The 17,540-nt window shown below is 69.1% G+C and carries 20 protein-coding genes; 13 read left to right on the top strand and 7 right to left on the bottom strand.

The window, feature by feature from the left end; genetic code table 11:
* Nucleotides 1-11: 11 nt before the first annotated feature.
* Nucleotides 12-1,931, top strand: a complete 1,920-nt coding sequence (dxs, locus tag GGQ61_RS13025; RefSeq protein ID WP_183773416.1) for a 1-deoxy-D-xylulose-5-phosphate synthase — start codon at nt 12-14, stop codon at nt 1,929-1,931.
* 4 nt (nt 1,932-1,935) lie between these two features.
* On the opposite strand, the gene GGQ61_RS13030 is transcribed toward dxs, so the two are convergent.
* From GGQ61_RS13030 to flgF, 5 genes are read right to left on the bottom strand one after another with little or no spacing between them, the layout of a single operon-like run.
* Complete coding sequence (locus GGQ61_RS13030) at nt 1,936-2,439, bottom strand: hypothetical protein (RefSeq protein WP_183773418.1); 504 nt, start codon at nt 2,437-2,439, stop codon at nt 1,936-1,938.
* A 38-nt stretch (nt 2,440-2,477) separates the two neighbouring features.
* Nucleotides 2,478-3,209: a flagellar basal body L-ring protein FlgH gene (flgH, locus tag GGQ61_RS13035; protein ID WP_183773420.1), complete on the bottom strand. Its 732-nt coding sequence runs from the start codon at nt 3,207-3,209 to the stop codon at nt 2,478-2,480.
* A 12-nt stretch (nt 3,210-3,221) separates the two neighbouring features.
* Nucleotides 3,222-3,974 carry a flagellar basal body P-ring formation chaperone FlgA gene (gene flgA, locus GGQ61_RS13040; RefSeq protein WP_183773422.1) on the bottom strand — a complete coding sequence of 251 codons (753 nt, stop codon included), beginning with the start codon at nt 3,972-3,974 and terminating at the stop codon, nt 3,222-3,224.
* Between the two features lie 2 nt (nt 3,975-3,976).
* Complete coding sequence (gene flgG, locus GGQ61_RS13045) at nt 3,977-4,765, bottom strand: flagellar basal-body rod protein FlgG (RefSeq protein WP_183773424.1); 789 nt, start codon at nt 4,763-4,765, stop codon at nt 3,977-3,979.
* A 13-nt stretch (nt 4,766-4,778) separates the two neighbouring features.
* Nucleotides 4,779-5,516 (bottom strand): flagellar basal-body rod protein FlgF, encoded by a 738-nt coding sequence (flgF, locus tag GGQ61_RS13050; RefSeq protein ID WP_183773426.1) that lies wholly within the window; start codon nt 5,514-5,516, stop codon nt 4,779-4,781.
* Between the two features lie 217 nt (nt 5,517-5,733).
* Between flgF and GGQ61_RS13055 the strand changes: the two genes are divergently transcribed.
* From GGQ61_RS13055 to GGQ61_RS13075, 5 genes are read left to right on the top strand one after another with little or no spacing between them, the layout of a single operon-like run.
* Complete coding sequence (locus GGQ61_RS13055; RefSeq protein WP_183773429.1) at nt 5,734-6,321, top strand: flagellar basal body-associated FliL family protein; 588 nt, start codon at nt 5,734-5,736, stop codon at nt 6,319-6,321.
* A gap of 27 nt (nt 6,322-6,348) precedes the next feature.
* On the top strand, nt 6,349-7,440 hold the full coding sequence (gene fliM, locus GGQ61_RS13060) for a flagellar motor switch protein FliM (protein WP_343056137.1): 1,092 nt from the start codon (nt 6,349-6,351) through the stop codon (nt 7,438-7,440).
* On the top strand, nt 7,437-7,958 hold the full coding sequence (locus GGQ61_RS13065; RefSeq protein WP_183773431.1) for a DUF6468 domain-containing protein: 522 nt from the start codon (nt 7,437-7,439) through the stop codon (nt 7,956-7,958). The genes fliM and GGQ61_RS13065 overlap by 4 nt, the downstream gene beginning before the upstream one ends.
* On the top strand, nt 7,955-8,758 hold the full coding sequence (locus GGQ61_RS13070) for a MotE family protein (protein ID WP_221221004.1): 804 nt from the start codon (nt 7,955-7,957) through the stop codon (nt 8,756-8,758). Before GGQ61_RS13065 ends, GGQ61_RS13070 begins: the two co-directional genes overlap by 4 nt.
* 3 nt (nt 8,759-8,761) lie before the next feature.
* Nucleotides 8,762-11,692, top strand: a complete 2,931-nt coding sequence (locus GGQ61_RS13075; RefSeq protein ID WP_246370839.1) for a tetratricopeptide repeat protein — start codon at nt 8,762-8,764, stop codon at nt 11,690-11,692.
* On the opposite strand, the gene fliP is transcribed toward GGQ61_RS13075, so the two are convergent.
* Entirely contained in the window at nt 11,689-12,486 is a 798-nt protein-coding gene (fliP, locus tag GGQ61_RS13080; protein WP_183773433.1) for a flagellar type III secretion system pore protein FliP, read from the bottom strand. The two genes, GGQ61_RS13075 and fliP, sit on opposite strands and share 4 nt — an antisense overlap.
* Nucleotides 12,479-12,772 carry a flagellar biosynthetic protein FliO gene (locus tag GGQ61_RS13085; RefSeq protein ID WP_183773435.1) on the bottom strand — a complete coding sequence of 98 codons (294 nt, stop codon included), beginning with the start codon at nt 12,770-12,772 and terminating at the stop codon, nt 12,479-12,481. Before GGQ61_RS13085 ends, fliP begins: the two co-directional genes overlap by 8 nt.
* Before the next feature lie 105 nt (nt 12,773-12,877).
* Between GGQ61_RS13085 and flgB the strand changes: the two genes are divergently transcribed.
* From flgB to fliR, 7 genes are all read left to right on the top strand, one after another.
* On the top strand, nt 12,878-13,312 hold the full coding sequence (flgB, locus tag GGQ61_RS13090) for a flagellar basal body rod protein FlgB (RefSeq protein WP_183773438.1): 435 nt from the start codon (nt 12,878-12,880) through the stop codon (nt 13,310-13,312).
* A gap of 11 nt (nt 13,313-13,323) precedes the next feature.
* The gene (flgC, locus tag GGQ61_RS13095; RefSeq protein ID WP_183773440.1) at nt 13,324-13,743 is read left to right on the top strand and encodes a flagellar basal body rod protein FlgC; all 420 of its coding nucleotides are present in this window, start codon (nt 13,324-13,326) and stop codon (nt 13,741-13,743) included.
* A gap of 13 nt (nt 13,744-13,756) precedes the next feature.
* On the top strand, nt 13,757-14,065 hold the full coding sequence (gene fliE, locus GGQ61_RS13100; RefSeq protein ID WP_183773441.1) for a flagellar hook-basal body complex protein FliE: 309 nt from the start codon (nt 13,757-13,759) through the stop codon (nt 14,063-14,065).
* A 49-nt stretch (nt 14,066-14,114) separates the two neighbouring features.
* The gene (locus tag GGQ61_RS13105) at nt 14,115-14,882 is read left to right on the top strand and encodes an ATP-binding cassette domain-containing protein (RefSeq protein WP_183773442.1); all 768 of its coding nucleotides are present in this window, start codon (nt 14,115-14,117) and stop codon (nt 14,880-14,882) included.
* Nucleotides 14,879-16,423: a glycine betaine ABC transporter substrate-binding protein gene (locus GGQ61_RS13110; RefSeq protein ID WP_183773443.1), complete on the top strand. Its 1,545-nt coding sequence runs from the start codon at nt 14,879-14,881 to the stop codon at nt 16,421-16,423. The genes GGQ61_RS13105 and GGQ61_RS13110 overlap by 4 nt, the downstream gene beginning before the upstream one ends.
* Before the next feature lie 76 nt (nt 16,424-16,499).
* Nucleotides 16,500-16,763, top strand: coding sequence for a flagellar biosynthesis protein FliQ (gene fliQ / locus GGQ61_RS13115; protein ID WP_183773444.1), 264 nt, complete (start codon nt 16,500-16,502; stop codon nt 16,761-16,763).
* Between the two features lie 19 nt (nt 16,764-16,782).
* Nucleotides 16,783-17,538, top strand: a complete 756-nt coding sequence (gene fliR, locus GGQ61_RS13120; RefSeq protein ID WP_183773445.1) for a flagellar biosynthetic protein FliR — start codon at nt 16,783-16,785, stop codon at nt 17,536-17,538.
* The last annotated feature ends 2 nt before the right edge of the window (nt 17,539-17,540 follow it).

Consider the following 17,540-nt stretch of genomic DNA (forward strand, 5'->3'; position numbering starts at 1 on the left):
ACGACAACAATATGCCGCCAGTCACGCCCCTGCTCGACAAGGTCTCGTACCCGCGCGACATGCGCGGCTTCAGCGCGCCTGAACTGCGCCAGCTGGCGGATGAACTGCGCGCCGAAATGATCGACGTGGTGTCGCAGACTGGCGGACACTTCGGCGCGGGCCTCGGCGTGGTCGAACTCACGGTGGCGCTTCATCACGTCTATGAGACGCCGGACGACATCCTGATCTGGGACGTCGGCCACCAGACCTATCCGCATAAGATCCTGACTGGCCGCCGCGACCGCATTCGCACCCTGCGCCAGGGCGGCGGGCTGTCGGGCTTCACCAAGCGCAGCGAAAGCGAATACGACCCGTTCGGCGCCGCTCACGCGGCGACCTCGATCTCGGCGGCGCTGGGCTTCGCCGCGGCGCGTGACGCGGCCGGCAAGTCCAACAGCGTGGTGGCCGTGATCGGCGACGGCTCGATGAGCGCCGGGATGGCCTATGAGGCGATGAACAGCGCCTGCCACACCACCACTGGCCAGCTGACCGTCATCCTCAACGACAACGACATGTCGATCGCCCCGCCGGTCGGCGGGATGAGCGCCTACCTCGCCCGGGTCGTCTCGGGCGGCGGCTATCAGTCGCTGCGCAACCTAGGCAAATCGGTGGCCAAGGTGCTGCCGCGGCCGCTGCAGGAAGCGGCCCGCAAGGCCGAGGAATACGCCCGCGGCATGGTCACCGGCGGTACGCTGTTCGAGGAGCTGGGCTTTTACTATGTCGGCCCGATCGACGGGCACGACCTCGACGCCCTGGTGCCGGTGCTGAAAAACGTGCGCGAGATCAAGGACAAGCCGGTCCTGGTCCACGTCGTTACCCAGAAGGGCAAGGGCTACGCCCCCGCCGAGAGCGCCGCCGACAAGCTGCATGCGGTCGCCAAGTTCGACGTCATCACCGGCCAGCAGGCCAAGAGCCAGCCGGCCGCGCCGACCTACACCAAGGTCTTCGCCCAGGAACTGATCAAGCGGGCTGAGATCGATCCGAAGATCGTCGCCATCACCGCTGCGATGGACTCCGGCACCGGCCTGGATCTGTTCGCCAAGCGTTTCCCCAAACGGATGTTCGACGTCGGCATCGCCGAGCAGCACGCGGTCACCTTCGCCGCCGGCCTCGCGGCGGACGGCATGAAGCCGTTCTGCGCGATCTATTCGACCTTCCTGCAGCGCGGCTACGACCAGGTCGTCCACGACGTCGCGATCCAGGGCCTGCCGGTCCGCTTCGCGATGGACCGCGCCGGTCTGGTCGGCGCCGACGGCGCGACCCACGCCGGCTCGTTCGACATCGGCTTCATGGGCGCGCTGCCGGGCATGGTGCTGATGGCCGCCGCCGACGAGGCCGAGCTGGCGGCGATGATCGCCACCGCCGCGGCGATCGACGACCGTCCCTCGGCTTTCCGCTACCCGCGCGGCGAGGGCGTCGGCGTCGCCATTCCCGACCTGGCCGCGCCGCTGGAGATCGGCAAGGGCCGCATCGTCCGCGAAGGCTCGGCCGTGGCCATCCTCTCGTTCGGCACCCGCCTGGCCGAAAGCCTCAAGGCCGCCGACCTGCTGGCCGCCCGCGGCCTGTCGGCGACCGTCGCCGACGCCCGCTTCGCCAAGCCGCTCGATATCGACCTTATCCTCAATCTGGCCCGCAACCACGAGGCCCTGATCACGGTGGAAGAGGGCGCGATGGGCGGCTTCGGTTCGTTCGTGCTGCAGGCCCTGGCCCAGCACGGCGCGCTCGACCGTGGGCTGAAGGTCCGCACCCTGACCCTTCCGGACATCTTCCAGGACCAGGACAAGCCCGAGGCGATGTACGCCCAGGCGGGACTGGACGCCGAGGGCATCGTCGCCGGCGCCTTGTCGGCGCTGGGCGTGGACAACGTCTCGGCGGCGGGCCGCCGGGCCTAAGTCCCTATTTGCAGGCGCTAAGGAACTTGCGCACCGCACCCTTGGGCGCGGGCGGCGGCTTTACGCTGTCGCCGGCCGCGCTGAGGCTGATGATCCCGGTCTTGCGGAAGGCGGCTGCGAGCGGCGCGCGGGTCGAGAACTCGGTCAGGACCAGGGTGCCGTCGGTGATGTCGTTGGGATGGCCGACGCCGCGCAGGCTCAGCGACGCGCCTTCCGAGGCCAGCGCCACGCTCATCGGCCAGGGCGCGCGAACGCCGGCCTTGTCGACCCACGTCTTGCCGACCCGCTCGACGCCCAGGCGCTTGGCGATGTCGGCGCTGACCTTCACCTGGCCCGAGCCGCGCACGCAGGTGAACGCGATCGGCTGGTCGTCGGTGTCGGGCAGGCCGAAGCGTAGGGCGGCGTCGGCGTCCTTGGGCGTGTCGACGCTCCAGACGTGCAGCGGTTCCTGAGCCTGGGCGAGCCCGGCGGCGGCGAAAAGGGCGAGCGCGAAAGCAGCGGACTTCATCAGCTCAACCTAGCATCGGCCTGCCCGCGCCTCCACTGTCAGAAGGGCTGGAAGCGCTCGACCAGCGACTGGCCCGCGGGGACCTTCTGCACCCGGCTGATGTCGCCGCGGCCGCCGTAGCTGATCCGGGCTTCGGCGATCTGGGTGTGGCGGATGGTGTTGGCCGAGGAGATGTCCTCGGGCCGCACGATGCCGGCGACGGTCAGTTGGCGGAGCTCGGCGTTGGTGCGCACCTCCTGGGTGCCCTGGATCACCATGTTGCCGTTCGGCAGGACATTGGTGACCACCGCAGCGATGGTCAGCGAGATTTTCTCCGAGCGCGTGACTGCGCCCGACCCGGCGTTGTTCGACGTCGAGTTGGTGTTGACCATGTTGGACGGGTCGTAGCCGCCCGGGAAAAACTTGCCGAGGCTGGCTTCAAGGCCAAAGAAGTTGTCGACGCCGGCCTGCATGCCGGCGGTGCGGCTGCTGGTCGAGGCGTTTCGGGTCTGGGCGCTGTCGTCGATGTCGATCTGCACCGTCAGGATGTCGCCGACCCGGTTGGCGCGCTGGTCGATGAAGAAGGCGCGCGCGCCCGTCCGCCACAGCGAGTTGGCCGAGGCCGCCTGAGGGGCCGGCTCGCGGGCCGAGACGAAGGTCGGCTGATCCCGCGCGACCAGCGTGGCGGGATAGCCGACCGGTGCGAGTTCAGGACCGCGCACCGCCTCTGTGACGGTCGAGCAGGCGGCCAGCGGGGCCAGGGCGAGGACTGCGAGGACGGAAAGGCGCATGGGCGGTGATCCCTATCGGAGCGCGTACTGGGTGCGGGGGAGGGCCTTCAGCTGGTCGGCGGCCGGGCCGACGACGGCTTGACCGGGACCGCTGGCGACGGCCTGGATGATCTTCTTGGAGGCGATGTTCTGGACGGCGAGGGTCTCGCCAAGGCTGGCGGCCGCCATCGCCTTGCCCTGCAGGACCAGCGAGATGCCCCCGTCCTCGTAGGTGACGGTGATCAGGTCGCCGGACTTGATGACCTGCGGGGCCGAGACGTCGCGGGCCGATACCGCAGAGCCGGCGCGCAGCGGGCGCTTGGCGGCCAGGCCGATGATCGCCTCTGCGTCGTTCGGCGCGTCAGAGGGGGCGGCTGCGGCCTTGCCCCAGACCAGATCCTGCGGCTGTACGATCTCGCCGGCCGACAGGCTGCGGGTGTAGGTCAGCACCTCGACATTGCCGCGCGCAGCGGCGGGACCGGCGGCGGCCAGGCCCGGACCGCTGGCGGCGCTGCGCACCACGATGCGGCGAAAGCCCTCGGCGTTGGCCCAGTCGAGCCCCGCGCGGCGGGCGATGCCCTGCACGGCGGCGGCGTCCAGCACCGCCGAGGCGCCCGGCTTGGCGGCCACCGGGGTCTTGCCGGCGGCGCCGGCGCCTTCGAACAGGTCCGACAGGGTGATGATCCCGTCGCTGTCGACCGGGTCGGCCTTCAGCATGACCGGCTGGCCGGCCAGGGCGGGGGCGGCGATCAGGGCCGCGGCGGCGGCGATCAGGAGGCGCTTCATGATCAGGACCGGATGTTGCTGGCGGTGCGCAGCATCTCGTCGGCCGACGTGATGACCTTGGAGTTCATCTCATACGCCCGCTGGGCGACGATGAGGGCGGTGATTTCGGTGACCGCGTCGACGTTCGAGGCTTCGGTGTAGCCCTGGTTGATCGTGCCGGTGCCGTCGACGCCGGGGATCGCGACGGTCGGAGCGCCCGAGGCGGCGCTTTCCTTCAGCAGGTTGTCGCCGATCGCGTCGAGGCCCGCCTCGTTGACGAAGGTCGCCAACTCCAGGTTGCCGATCACGTCCTGGGCGGTCTGGCCGGCGCGGATCGCCTGCACCTGGCCGCTCTTGGAGATCGTGATGTCGGTGGCGTCGGCCGGGATGGTGATGGCCGGCTCGACCAGGTAGCCGTCCTCGGTGACCAGCTGGCCCTGGTCGTTGGGCGAGAAATTGCCGGCGCGGGTGTAGGCGATCTCGCCGCTCGGCATCATCACCTGGAAGTAGCCGCGGCCGGAGATGGCCAGGTCGAACTTGCCGCCCGTCTGGGTCATGTTGCCCTGCTGGGTGATGCGGTAGACCGAGCCGGTCTTCACACCGCCGCCGACCTGCACGCCGGTCGGGACGACCGTACCCTGGTCGGAAGACTGCGCGCCGGCGCGTTCGATGGTCTGGTAGAGCAGGTCCTGGAACTCCGCGCGCTGCTTCTTGAAGCCCACGGTGTTCATGTTGGCGATGTTGTTCGAGATGACCTCGACGTTCAGCTGCTGGGCGGCCATGCCGGTCGCGGCGGTGCGGAGCGCTTGCATCGGCGGAAATTCCTCAGTTCACCTTGCCCATCCGCTCGATCGAGCGGCGGGAGAGTTCGGCGTTGGCGTCCATCATCTTGGCGACGGACTCGTATGTGCGGGTGATCTCAATCATCCGGGTGATCTCGGCGACCGGCTTGACGTTCGAGCCTTCCAGCATCCCCTGCTGGATCACCGATTCCGTGGCCGGCTGAACCTGGGCGTTGGAGGTGTTGCGATAGCGGTTGTCGCCGACCTTCTCGAGCACCGAGAGCTCGTCGAAGCGGGCCAGGCCAACCTTGCCCAGGCGCTCGGAGCCCTGGCTGACCGTGCCGTCCTTGGCGATCATCACCGAGCCCAGCTTGGGGTCGATGGCGATCTCGCCGCCGCCTTCGTCCAGCAGCGCCGCGCCGTCTTCGGTGACCAGCCGGCCGGCCTCGTCCATGTGGAAGCGCCCGTCCCGGGTGAACTGCTCGCCGTCGGCGGTGCGAACCCGGAAGAAGCCGTCACCCTGGATGCCGAGGTCGAACGGCGCGCCGGTCTGGCGCAGCACGCCCTGGCCGAAGTCGCGCCCCACGCTGCGGTCGATCACGAACTTCACCGGCCGCGGCGCGCCGAACGTGTGGGCGGGCGCCATCGGCTCGGTCTCGACCATCAGGCTTTCGACCTTGAAGCCGGTCGTGTCCATGTTGGCGATGTTGTTGGCCACGATGTCGAGTTCACGGCGCAGTGTCATCTGGCGCGAGAGTCCGACGTAGAGGGCGTTGTCCATGGCGAAGCCTTAACCTGCGGCGTTTTCGTCGCTGGTTGGGCTGCAAGGATCGGGCCAGTCCAAAAACTCAATGAAAACAGCGGAGAATAAGGTTAACGCCCGCCGCTCGGCGGAAATTGCCCGGCACGAAAATCGCGCTCGTTAACACACGTTAAAAACTTGTCCTTAACCATGCCTGGGCCATGAGACGGGGTAAGATTCTAAGGAGCGCGCGCGCGTGGCCAAGGACAAGGTGAAGGAAGCCCCGTCAGGCGACGCCGCCGAAGGCGAAGACGGCGAGGGCGCGCCCGCGAAAAAGAAGTTCACCCCGAAGATGATGATCATCGCCGGGGTCGCGGCCGTGCTCGCGCTCGGCGGCGGCGGGGCCGGCGCGTTCTTCCTGCTGAAGCCGAAGCCGGAAGCGGCCGCCGGCAAGGCCGCCGAAAAGAAGAAGGAAAAGAAGGGCGAGAAAAAGGGCGAGGGCGAGAAGCCCGTCGGCGAGGTCCGCGAAGGACCTGACGGCATCCTGTTCTACACCATGCCCAGCGTGGTGGTGAACATGCAGACCGCCGACGGCCGCTCGACCTTCCTGAAGCTCAAGCTGACGCTGGAAGTGCCGGACCAGGCGACGGTCGACCTGCTGGAGCCGAACATGCCCAGGCTCCAGGACATGTTCCAGACCTTCCTGCGCGAGCTGCGTCCCGAGGACCTGCAGGGCAGCCAGGGCTCCTACCAACTGCGCATGGAGATCCAGCGCCGGGTGAACCTGGTCATCGCCCCGGCGAAGGTGAACGCCGTCCTGATCGAGGAGATGCTGATCAACTAGGGCTGGTCCCTGGTTGGCGCTTGACCCATGGCTGACGAAGAACCCCAGATCATCGGCGGGCTGCAGGGCGGGATAAACCCGGACGACCCTGCTACGTGGCAGAACCCTGACGAGAAGGTCGAGGGGCTGCTCGGCGCCGAACGCATCCTCAATCAGGACGAGATCGACAGCCTGCTGGGCTTCGACCTGTCGGACGAGGAGGCAGCGGAGCGCTCGGGCATCCGCGCGATCATCAACTCGGCGCTGGTGTCGTACGAGCGCCTGCCGATGCTGGAGATCGTCTTCGACCGCCTCGTGCGGTTGATGACGACGTCGCTGCGGAACTTCACTTCGGACAACGTCGAGGTCAGCCTCGACAACATTTCGTCGATCCGCTTCGGCGACTACCTGAACTCGATCCCGCTGCCGGCCATCCTCTCGGTGTTCAAGGCCGAGGAGCTCGAGAACTACGGCCTGCTGACGGTCGACTCCAACCTGATCTACTCGATCGTCGACGTGCTGCTGGGCGGGCGTCGCGGGACTGCGGCCATGCGTATCGAGGGCCGCCCTTACACCACCATCGAGCGGGTGCTGGTCCAGCGAATGGTCGAGGTGGTGCTGGCGGACGCCCGCGCCGCCTTCGAGCCGCTGACCCCGGTGACCTTCACCCTCGACCGACTGGAAACCAATCCGCGGTTCGCGGCCATCGCGCGGCCGGCCAACGCCGCCATCCTGGTCAAGCTGCGCATCGACATGGAAGACCGCGGCGGGCGCATCGAGCTGCTGCTGCCCTACGCTACGCTCGAACCGATCCGCAAGATGCTGCTGCAGCAGTTCATGGGCGAGAAGTTCGGCCGCGACAACATCTGGGAAAGCCACCTCGCGACCGAGCTCTGGACCACACAGCTCGACGTCCGCGCCGTGCTCGACGAACAGCAGCTGCCGCTGCGCGAGGTGCTGGAGCTGAAGGTCGGCGACACGCTGATGCTTAACGCCACCCCGGACAGCCAGGTCGAGCTGCGCGCCGGGGCGATCCCGCTGACTCGTGGGCGCATGGGCCGGCGCAACCACCACATCGCCGTGCGCGTCGACAGCCCGCTGTCGCCGCACGCCAAGAAAGCCATTTCGAGGTTCAAATGAGCGCGATCGCCATCGGCCTGAACCTGATGCTGGCCGGCCTGCTGGCCGCCGCCCTGATGATGGGCTACCGCCTCAACGCGCGCCTGAAGGCGCTCCGCGAGAGCCACGAGGGCTTCGCCAAGGCGGTGGCCGAACTGGACGCGGCCGCGGCCCGCGCCGAGCAAGGGCTGGCCGATCTGCGCGCGGCCACCGACGAAGCCCACGACGCCCTGGCCGACCGAATTGAAAAGGCCCGCGCCCTGACCAGCAAGCTCGACCGCCAGCTGCAGGGCGCGCCGGCGTCGTCTGCCCGCCGCGACGGCGCCGAGCCGGTGGCCGAGGCCGACGTCGAGCGCGTGACTCAGCGCCTGGGCTCGCTGCTCTCGGCCGCGCGCGACAGCCGTCCAGAGCGTGCGCCTGCCGCGCCCGCTCGCCGTCAGGCCGCCGCTTCGCCGCGCCCGGCCTTTGATGACGACCTCTTCGACCAGCCCGCCGAGCGTCGTCCGACGCCGGGCGCGCGACTGGGAGCCCGCCGATGAAGAATATCCCCCGCATCCTGCCGCTCGTCGGCGTCGCCATGGTCGGCGTGCTGAGCCTCAATGCTCTGTCCGGCGCCCAGAGCCTGCCCGACCTGTTCTCGGGCGCGCGCGCCTTCGCCGAGGAAGCCGCAAAGGGCGTCGCCCCGGCCAAGGACGAGGCCAAGGCTGCGACCGGAGCGGCCAAGGACGCCGCCGCCACGGTCCCGAACCTGCCGCCCGCGGCCAAGCCGGCGGCGGTCTGCGCCCCCACCGCCGCCGAGCTGGCCAAGGAGGCCGGTTTATCGCCCGCCGAACTGCAGGTGTTGCAGAGCCTGGGCGCTCGTCGCGGCCAGCTCGACAAGCGTGAACAGGATCTCGACGTGCAGCTGGCGCTGATGGCCGCCGCCGAAGCCAAGCTCGACGCCAAGATTCAGGCGCTGAACGGCATGAAGGGCGACATCGCCAAGCTGATGGTCGACGCCGACGAGAAGGAACAGGCCGAGATCGACCGCCTGGTGAAGGTGTTCGAGCTGATGAAGCCCAAGGACGCTGCGCCCCGGATGGTGTTGCTGGACGACTCGGTTCGGCTGCCGGTGGCCTCGCGGATGAAGGAACGGGCCCTTTCGCCCATCATCGCGAACATGCCGCCGGCCGAGGCCAAGAAGCTGACAGAGGCCCTGGCAGCCCGCTTCGCCGAGGTCAAAAAGGTCGCCGCCGCCGCCCAGGCGGCCGCCGGTCCGCTGCCGGCCGCCCCCCGCCCCGCTGGCCAGGCCGCTGCGCCGGCGTCGAAGGCGGCCGCTCCGCCCGCCAAGGCCGGCTAACCGATGAAACTGCGTCAGGCCCTTAGGTCGAGCGTTGCGGCGATCACAATCGCCAGCGTCGCCGCGCCTACAGGTCTGTCGGCCCAGACGTCCGAGGCCGCGCCGCGTGGCGGCGCCCAGGTGCGCGTCGCCCAGGCCGAGGACTTCTCGCGCATCGAACTCGGCGGTCGGGCGGTGGCGCGGCGCGACGGCCAGGTCCTGACGCTGCAACTGGCACGGGGGGCCAATCCCGACATCAGCCGGCTGCGGACCTCGCCTCCGCGCTGGCTGAAGAGCGCCGAGCTGCGCCGCAGCGCCTCTGGCGCGGCGCTGGTCCTCACGATCGCCGACGGCGCCGACGCCCGGGTCGGAACCGCGGATGGCGCCACCTACGTCAATCTGTTCGAGAAGCCGCCTGCGCCGCCGGCTCCCGAGGTCGCGCAGGCCGAATCTGCCGCCGCCCCGACGCCGCCGCGGCCCAACCCGATTCCGGCCGGCGGCGTGGTGCGCATGGCCACCAAGATCGGCGCCGGCCAGGTTCAGCTCAGCTTCCCGTGGGCCAATCCGGCCGGAGCCTCGGTCTTCCGCCGCGGCGGAGCGGTGTGGATCGTGTTCGACGCGCCGGCCGCGCTGGACATCTCGGCTGCGCCCCGCGGCCTGCGCCAGATGACCGGCGCCACGGCCTATCGCGGGACCGACTACACCGCGGTGCGCATTGACTCCCCCTCCGGCACGCCGTTCTTCGCCTCGTCCCAGGGCGCGACCTGGACCGTGATCCTGGGCCCTGGCGCTCAGGTCGAACAACCCGCCCAGATCCGGGTGGTGCGCGACCAGGCCGGCGGACCGGCCGGTCTCAAGGCCGCCGTCGCCGGCGCCACCAAGGTCGTGCGGGTCGCCGACCCGGTCGTCGGCGACACCCTTTCGGTGGTGACGGCCCTGGGCCCGGCCAAGGGCCTGCCGTCGCGCCGCGAGTTCGTGCAGATGGCGCTGCTGCCCTCGGCGCAGGGCATGGCGGCCGAGTCCTACATCGACGACCTGGCGATGCGTCAGGACGGCGACCTGGTCCAGATCGGCCGCCCCAGCGGTCTGACCCTGTCGCCGGCCTCGGCGGCGGTCGCGCGGGCCGAGGCGACGCTGGGCGCGCCGCAGCCGGCGAGCCTGCCGGGCCTGATCGATCACGAGAACTGGTCCAAGACCGGCTCCGGCGGCTTCCTGTCGCGCTACAATGCGCTGCTGTCAGCGGCCAACGAGGAGGCGGCGGTCGGACGCGACGCGCCGGTTGCCGCGCGCATGGCGTTGGCCCGTTTCTTGGTCGGCTCGGAGCTGTCGTTCGAGGCGATCGGCGTGCTCAACGAGGCCGCCCGCCGCAGCCCGGCGGTGATGGAAGATCCGGAGTTCCGCGGCCTGCGCGGCATCGCCCGGGTCATGGCTCGCCGCTACAAGGAAGCGCAAGCCGACTTCTCCGCTCCGATCCTGCAGGACGACCCCTCGGCCGCCCTCTGGCGCTCCTACATCGCTGCGCAGCTGGCCCAATGGCCCGAGGCCCGCAACCAGTTCGGAGCGGGCGCCGAGGCCTTCAACCGGTTCTCGCCCACCTGGAAGGCGCGCTTCGCCCGCTCCGATGCGCTGGCGGCGCTGGCGCTCGGCGACGTCAACGGGGCCGACGCGCGCATCACGCTCGCCCTGATGGACAAGACCGACCCCATGGAGGAGCTGGCCACACGCCTGGTCCAGGCCCAGGTGGTCGAGGCGCTCGGCCACAAGGACCGCGCCTTGCGGATCTATGCTGCGGTCGCCGGCGCGCCGAGCGAGGGCCTGGCCGCGCCGGCCACGCTGCGCGCCACCAAGATCCGGCTGGAGACCGGCAAGATCACCCCAGTGCAGGCGGCCAACGTCTTCGCCGGGCTGCGCTATCGCTGGCGGGGCGACGCCACCGAACTCGAGACCATCCGCGCGCTCGGCCACCTCTATCTGAGCCAGGGCCGCTATCGCGAGGCGCTGGAAGCGCTGCGCGGCGCAGGTTCGCGCCTGCCCGACCTGCCCGAAGCGCTGCAACTGCAGGCCGATCTCGGCGCGGCCTTCCGCACGCTGTTTCTCGACGGGGCGGCCGACGGGCTGGAGCCGGTCCAGGCGCTGGCGATGTTCTACGACTTCCGCGAACTGACGCCGCTCGGCGCCGACGGCGACATGATGGTGCGCCGCCTTGTGCGCCGACTGGTCGACGTCGATCTGTTGGACCAGGCGGCGGAGCTGCTGAAATATCAGGCCGATAACCGGCTCGACGGCGTGCCGCGGGCACAGGTCTCGACCGATCTAGCGCTGATCTACCTGATGGATCGCCGGCCAGAGCAGGCGCTGCAGGCGATCAACGCCTCGCGTACGACGATCCTGCCGACCGCCCTGAACGCCGAGCGCCGTGTGGTCGAGGCCCGCGCGCTCATGGGCCTGGGCCGCTACGATCACGGCCTGGAGTTGCTGGAACGCGACACCGGTCGCGACGCCCAGGACCTGCGCGGCGAAATCTACTGGAAGCAGAAGAACTGGGCCGCCGCTGCGGGCGTCTTCGAGAAGAGCCTTGGCGAGCGCTGGAAGCAGCCAGGGCCGCTGACCGCCGAAGACGAGGGAAAGCTTCTGCGGACCGGCGTCGCCTACAGCCTGGCCGGGGATGACGCGGCGCTCGCACGTATGCAGCAGCGCTACTCTGGCTTCTACGACCAGGCCCGCAATCCCGAAGCGCTTCGCGTCGCTCTGACCGGGGTTCAATCGGGGCCCTTGAGCGTTTCAGACTTCGGCCGGGCGACGGCGGACAACGAGGCCTTCGCCGGCTGGGTCGCGAAGATGAAGACCAGGTTCCGCGAAAAGCCGGCTCCGGTGGGGCCGCCGACGCCCGCCAAGGCGCCGCCCGCGCCGGCCGCCGCGAAACAGGCGGCGGCGACGACGGCGGCGCGGGGCTAGCCTCCGCCCGCGCCGCGCTGGAAGCTCTCGACCAGGCTGCCGGCCACCAGCCGCCAGCCGTCGACCAGCACGAAGAAGATCAGCTTGAAGGGCAGGGACACCACCACCGGCGGCAACATCATCATACCCATGCTCATCAGCACGCTGGCGACGACCAGGTCGATGACCAGGAAGGGGATGAACAGCAGGAAGCCGATTTCGAACGCCCGCTTCAGCTCCGAGATCATGAAGGCCGGGGTGACGACGCTGAGCGGAGTCTCCTGGGCGGTGGCCGGACGTTCGATCTTCGACAGCCGGATGAACAGCGCCAGGTCGTCCTGGTCCACCTGGCTGAGCATGAAGGTCTTCACGGGCGCGGCCGAGGCGTCGAACGCGGCCGGCAGCTCCATCTGCTGGTCCATCAGCGGCTTGATGCCGTCCTCATAGGACTTCTGGAACGTCGGCCCCATGACGATGGCGGTCAGGAACAGCGCCAGGCTGATCAGCACGGCGTTGGGCGGGCTCTGCTGGAGGCCGAGGGCGGTGCGCAGCAGGCCGAGCACCACGACGATCCGCACGAACGACGTGGTCATGATCACGATCGACGGCGCCAGCGACAGCACGGTCAGCAGCCCGACCATCTGGACGACGCGCTCGGAGAGGCCGGCGCCGGTGCCGAGGTCGATGTTGATCGCCTGAGCCGCCGCGACCGCTGGGAAGACCATGGTCGCCAACGTCGCCAGCACCGAGATGCCCGCCGCGCGCCGCCAGTCTTCGGCGCGTAGATGGAGGAGGGCGGCGAAAACCTTACGCATCGGCGGTGATCTTTGGCTTGCGGGCGGACTTGGCGGCGGCGGGCAGGACCTGTCCCTCGCCGAGCAGCAGGAGTCTCTCCTCGCCGTCGAACGAGACGACGACGAGGCGCCGCGAGGGATCCAGCACCAGGGTTTCGACCACCTTCAGACGCCGATCGGCCTTGGCCTTCGCGAGCCGCGCCACCGCGTCCGGACCGAACCGGCGCAGGGCTACGGCCGCCAGGCCGACGAGCCCCAGGGTCAGCGCCAGGGCGAAGACGGCGCGGAGGAAATCAGCCAATTCCATCGGATGTTCGAAAGGGGGCGGGGCGCGACTCGTGCGCTGTCCTCCTTCGTGTGCGCTGCAGGGTCTTAAGACGCGGTTAACCCTGTTTGTTCACCATCTTGAGCTATGAACCTGAACGAGATTCCGCTGTTCGCGATGCTCAAGGGGCGCTTCTCGCACCTCGGCGAGCGCCAGCGCCTGATCTCGCAGAACGTCGCCAACTCCGACACGCCCGGCTACACGCCCAACGACCTCAAGGCTTACAGCTTCGAGGCCCAGGTGCGCGCGGCGCAGACGGCGTCCGGCGCGGTCGGCTCGGCCGCCCGCGGGCAGGCGGTGACGCAGGCTGGGCACATGACGCCGGCCTCGCAGCACCGCAGCCCATACAAGCCGATCAAGGCCAAGGATTCCGAAACGACGCTCGACGGCAACTCCGTCGTGCTCGAGGAGGAGATGCTGAAGATGGCCGAGGCGCGGATGAACTACGACGCGGCGATCAGTTTCTACCAGAAGTCCCTGGGCATGCTGCGGCTGGCCAGCCGAGCGCCGGGCCGCGGCTAAGGAAACGCTAGATGGCTGACATCAAGCCCATGACCGGCGCGACCCAGATGATCGCCGCCACCGCTCTGCGCGCCCAGCAGGCGCGCATGCGGGTGATCGCCGAGAACATGGCCAACGCTCAGTCGGTGTCGCGCCAGCCCGGCGGCGACCCCTATCGCCGTCAGGTGCCGGTGTTCACGCCCTACAAGACCGACGCCGGGCAGGGCGTGCGCGTCGCGCGCGTGGAGCCCGACCGCAAGGACTTCCGCAGCGTCTATGATCCAAGCCACCCGTCGGCCGATGACAAGGGCTATGTAAAGCTGCCCAACGTCGACACCCTGGTCGAGGCGCTGGACATGAAGGAGGCCCAGCGGGCCTACGAAGCCAACCTCAACGTCATCGAGACGGCGCGGGCTATGGAGCAGCGCACCCTCGACATTCTCAAGAAGTAGGGCGGCCTAAGCCATGATGACCGCGCTCGCCGCCGCCAAGGCCTACGCCGCAACCCAGAACACCGCGGTGATCAAGCCGCCGTCGGCCGGCCAGGAGGATCAAGGTCTCGACTTCGGAGCCATGGTCAAGTCGGCCATGAACGACGTCATGCACAACACCAAGAAGGCGGAAGGCCAGATCGCCGCCCAGGTGGCCGGCAAGGCCGAACTGATCGACGTCGTCACCGCGATTTCGGCGGCCGAGGCGAGCCTGGAGACGGTCATGGCCGTCCGCGACCAGGTGATCAACGCCTACCAGGAAATCATGCGTATGCCGATCTGACGGGCGAGGCGGGGGTTCATCTTCCACCTCTCCGTGTTACCCCTAGGGCATGGCGGCGATCGAGCTTTCGCAAATCGACAAGCGTTTCGGCGGCCACGCAGCCCTGGCCGGCGTCGATCTGACGATCCAGCCGGGCGAATTCGTCGCCCTGGTCGGACCCTCGGGTTCCGGCAAGACCACACTGCTCAAGACCATCAACGGACTGTCGCAACCGGATGGGGGCGTCGTGCGCATCTCCGGCGAGGACGTCGGGGCCTTGCCGGGTCACCTGCTGCGCCGGCGGATCGGCTACGTCTTCCAGGAGATCGGGCTCTTTCCGCACCTGACGGTGGCCGAGAACATCGCGATCACGCCCCGCCTGCTGGGCTGGGACAAGACGCGGATCGCGCGGCGCATCGACGAGTTGCTCGATCTCGTGGCGCTGCCGCCGAAGGTCGCCGGACGCGCGCCGTCTGAGCTGTCCGGCGGCCAGCGCCAGCGGGTCGGCGTCGCCCGCGCGCTGGCCGCCGAACCGAAGATCATGCTGATGGACGAGCCGTTCGGCGCGCTCGATCCGCTGACCCGCGACGCCCTGGGCGGGGACTACCGAACGCTGCACGACAAGCTCGGCCTGACCACGGTGATGGTCACCCACGACATGGCCGAGGCGGTGCTGCTGGCCGACCGCATCCTGGTGCTGGCCGGCGGGCGGATCCTGGCGGACGGCGCGCCGGCCGGCCTGTTGGCCAGCGCCACCGATCCGGAAGTGCGCGCCCTGCTGGAGGCGCCACGCCGCCAGGCCGAACGGCTGCGCGAGCGGCTGGGAGGCATGGCGTGAACGAGCGCATCGCCCAGGCCTTCGCCCTGCTGCCCGACTATCTGGCCTGGCATGTGCTGCTGAGCGCCAGCGCCTTGGCGCTGGGCGTGCTGATCAGCCTGCCGCTGGCCGTCGCCGCCAGCCGCAGTCCGCGGCTGCGCTGGCCGGTTCTGGCCTTCGCCGGCCTGATCCAGACAATCCCCAGCCTGGCGCTGCTGGCGCTGTTCTATCCACTGCTGCTGGGGCTGTCGGCGGCCAGCCAGGCGGTGTTCGGCAAGGGGTTCTCGGCGCTCGGCTTCCTGCCCTCGCTGCTGGCCCTCACGCTCTATTCGATGTTGCCGATCCTGCGCACCGCGACCACCGGGATCCTCGGGGTAGATTCAGCCGTGCGCGAGGCCGCCGACGGGGTCGGCATGACGCCGCGGCAGCGGCTGTTCCAGGTCGAGCTGCCGCTGGCCATGCCGGTAATCATGGCCGGCGTACGCACCGCCGCGGTCTGGACCATCGGGGCGGCGACGCTCTCGACCCCGGTCGGCCAGACCAGCCTCGGCAACTACATCTTCGCCGGGCTGCAGACCGAGAACTGGGTGTTCGTGCTGTTCGGCTGCGCGGCCTCGGCGGCGCTGGCGATGACCGTCGACCAACTGCTGGGGCTGATCGAGACCGGCGCGGCCAGGCGTCGGCGCGGCCTCGTCATCGCGGGCGCTGCGCTGCTGGTGATCGGCGCGCTGGCGGCGATGAGTCCGCTGGCGGCCTTCGGCAAGCCGGCGAGCTATGTGGTCGGGGCCAAGAACTTCTCCGAGCAGTACATATTGGCTGAGCTGATGGCCGAAAGGCTGGAGGCGACCGGCGCGCGGGTGTCGCGCAAGGAAGACCTGGGCTCGGCGGTGGCCTATCGCGCGCTCGCGGCCGGCGAGGTCGACGTCTATGTCGACTATACCGGCACGCTGTGGACCAACGTCCTGAAGCGCGAGGACAATCCGGGCCGCGAGGCGGTGCTGGAGCAGCTGACCGCCGAACTGAAGCGGCGCGACGGCGTGGTGGTGCTGGGATCGCTGGGGTTCGAAAACGCCTACGCCTTCGCCATGCGCGCCGACCGCGCCGGCAGTTTGGGGATCGCCAGCCTGTCTGATCTGGCCCGCCGGGCGCCGCGGCTGACGCTGGGGTCGGACCTGGAATTCCTGTCGCGGCCGGAATGGAAGGCGGTCGACGCCGCCTACGACTTCCACTTCAAGTCGGAGCGCTCCTTCCAGCCGACCTTCATGTACCGGGCGCTGGCGGGCGGGGAGGCGGACGTGATCTCGGCGTTCTCGTCGGACGGACGCATCGCCGCCGAAAAGCTGGTGGTCCTGAGCGACCCCAAGGGCGCGCTGCCTCCCTACGACGCAGTGATTCTGGTCTCTCCCAAGCGGGCCGATGACGCGCGGTTGCTGGAGGCGCTGCGGCCGCTGATCGGGTCGATCTCCGTGGAAGCGATGAGGGCGGCGAACTACAGCGTCGATCGCGACCGCGGCAAGCTGTCGCCGGCTCAGGCGGCGCGGGCCCTCGAACCTTCGAAGTAGCCCTTCGTTAACCATAAGTAGGCAATTTCGACCTAGCTGATTTCCAGCGTTTCACGCGTACCCAAGAGGCCTACCGATGAGCGGCGCCGAAGTTCTGGACGTCGGTCGTGACGCTATCTGGCTCACCATCCAACTCTGCGCGCCGGTGCTGATCGTCGGGCTGGTGGTCGGGGTCGGGGTCGGCCTGATGCAGGCCCTGACCCAGATCCAGGAAGCGACCCTGGTCTACGCGCCGAAGATCGTCGCGATCTTTCTGTCGCTGCTGCTGTTCCTGCCGCTGATGGGCGCGCTGATGAGCGGCTTCATGCGCCAGATCGCCGCCCGCATCGCAGCGATGTAGCGGCCGCCCGGCCGCCCGCATGGAAAGCTTCGCCGCCGCCAATCAGGTCTACGCCGCCGGGCTGATATTCGCTCGCGTGGGCGCGATCGTCATGCTGCTGCCTGGCTTGGGCGACACTAGCGTGCCGCCGCGCATCCGACTGGGCTTTTCGCTGCTGATGGCGATGATGCTGATGCCTGTGGTGGCGCAGGGCCTGCCGGTGCCGGGCACGGTGTCGGGCGTGGCCGGCGCTGTGATCAAGGAGCTGCTGATCGGCCTGATGATCGGCACGATCCTCAAGCTATTCCTCTCGTCGCTGTCGACGGCCGGGGAGATCATCTCCATCCAGACCACGCTGTCCTTCGCCCAGACCGCCGCGCCGGGCCAGGCGCAGCCTTCGACCACGCTCGGCACCTTCCTCATGCTGATCGGCGTGACCCTGATCATGGCCACCGACCTGCATCACATGTTCCTGGCTGCGATCGTGCGGTCGTACGCTGTGTTCCCGTTCACGCGTGAGCTCGCGATCGCCGACAGCACGCAGCTTGCGGTGCAGACGGTGGCCGGCTCGTTCCGGCTGGGCCTGCAGCTGGCTGCGCCGGTCGTGGTGTTCTCGGTGATCTTCAACGTCGCCGCCGGCCTGGTCGGGCGGGTGATGCCGCAGTTCCAGGTGTTCTTCGTCGTCACCCCGCTCATCGTGCTGCTGGGCCTGTCGATCTTCGCGCTCAGCCTCGGTGTCATCGGCATGGTCTGGCTCAACCGCTATCGCGAGCTCGTCTCGCTGTTCCTGGGATAGGC

The organism is Phenylobacterium haematophilum (genome assembly GCF_014196295.1).
Taxonomy (GTDB): Bacteria; Pseudomonadota; Alphaproteobacteria; order Caulobacterales; family Caulobacteraceae; genus Phenylobacterium; species Phenylobacterium haematophilum.

What these genes read in the sequence shown, in the direction of transcription:
- GGQ61_RS13075 (WP_246370839.1), top strand. Translation starts at nt 8,762, where the DNA reads ATGAAACTGCGTCAGGCCCTTAGGTCGAGCGTTGCGGCGATCACAATC.
- fliP (WP_183773433.1), bottom strand. Translation starts at nt 12,486, where the DNA reads ATGCGTAAGGTTTTCGCCGCCCTCCTCCATCTACGCGCCGAAGACTGG.
- flgA (WP_183773422.1), bottom strand. Translation starts at nt 3,974, where the DNA reads ATGAAGCGCCTCCTGATCGCCGCCGCCGCGGCCCTGATCGCCGCCCCC.
- flgC (WP_183773440.1), top strand. Translation starts at nt 13,324, where the DNA reads ATGGCTGACATCAAGCCCATGACCGGCGCGACCCAGATGATCGCCGCC.
- GGQ61_RS13105 (WP_183773442.1), top strand. Translation starts at nt 14,115, where the DNA reads ATGGCGGCGATCGAGCTTTCGCAAATCGACAAGCGTTTCGGCGGCCAC.
- GGQ61_RS13065 (WP_183773431.1), top strand. Translation starts at nt 7,437, where the DNA reads ATGAGCGCGATCGCCATCGGCCTGAACCTGATGCTGGCCGGCCTGCTG.
- fliE (WP_183773441.1), top strand. Translation starts at nt 13,757, where the DNA reads ATGATGACCGCGCTCGCCGCCGCCAAGGCCTACGCCGCAACCCAGAAC.
- fliR (WP_183773445.1), top strand. Translation starts at nt 16,783, where the DNA reads ATGGAAAGCTTCGCCGCCGCCAATCAGGTCTACGCCGCCGGGCTGATA.
- flgH (WP_183773420.1), bottom strand. Translation starts at nt 3,209, where the DNA reads ATGCGCCTTTCCGTCCTCGCAGTCCTCGCCCTGGCCCCGCTGGCCGCC.
- GGQ61_RS13030 (WP_183773418.1), bottom strand. Translation starts at nt 2,439, where the DNA reads ATGAAGTCCGCTGCTTTCGCGCTCGCCCTTTTCGCCGCCGCCGGGCTC.
- fliQ (WP_183773444.1), top strand. Translation starts at nt 16,500, where the DNA reads ATGAGCGGCGCCGAAGTTCTGGACGTCGGTCGTGACGCTATCTGGCTC.
- flgF (WP_183773426.1), bottom strand. Translation starts at nt 5,516, where the DNA reads ATGGACAACGCCCTCTACGTCGGACTCTCGCGCCAGATGACACTGCGC.
- flgB (WP_183773438.1), top strand. Translation starts at nt 12,878, where the DNA reads ATGAACCTGAACGAGATTCCGCTGTTCGCGATGCTCAAGGGGCGCTTC.
- fliM (WP_343056137.1), top strand. Translation starts at nt 6,349, where the DNA reads ATGGCTGACGAAGAACCCCAGATCATCGGCGGGCTGCAGGGCGGGATA.
- flgG (WP_183773424.1), bottom strand. Translation starts at nt 4,765, where the DNA reads ATGCAAGCGCTCCGCACCGCCGCGACCGGCATGGCCGCCCAGCAGCTG.
- dxs (WP_183773416.1), top strand. Translation starts at nt 12, where the DNA reads ATGCCGCCAGTCACGCCCCTGCTCGACAAGGTCTCGTACCCGCGCGAC.
- GGQ61_RS13085 (WP_183773435.1), bottom strand. Translation starts at nt 12,772, where the DNA reads ATGGAATTGGCTGATTTCCTCCGCGCCGTCTTCGCCCTGGCGCTGACC.
- GGQ61_RS13070 (WP_221221004.1), top strand. Translation starts at nt 7,955, where the DNA reads ATGAAGAATATCCCCCGCATCCTGCCGCTCGTCGGCGTCGCCATGGTC.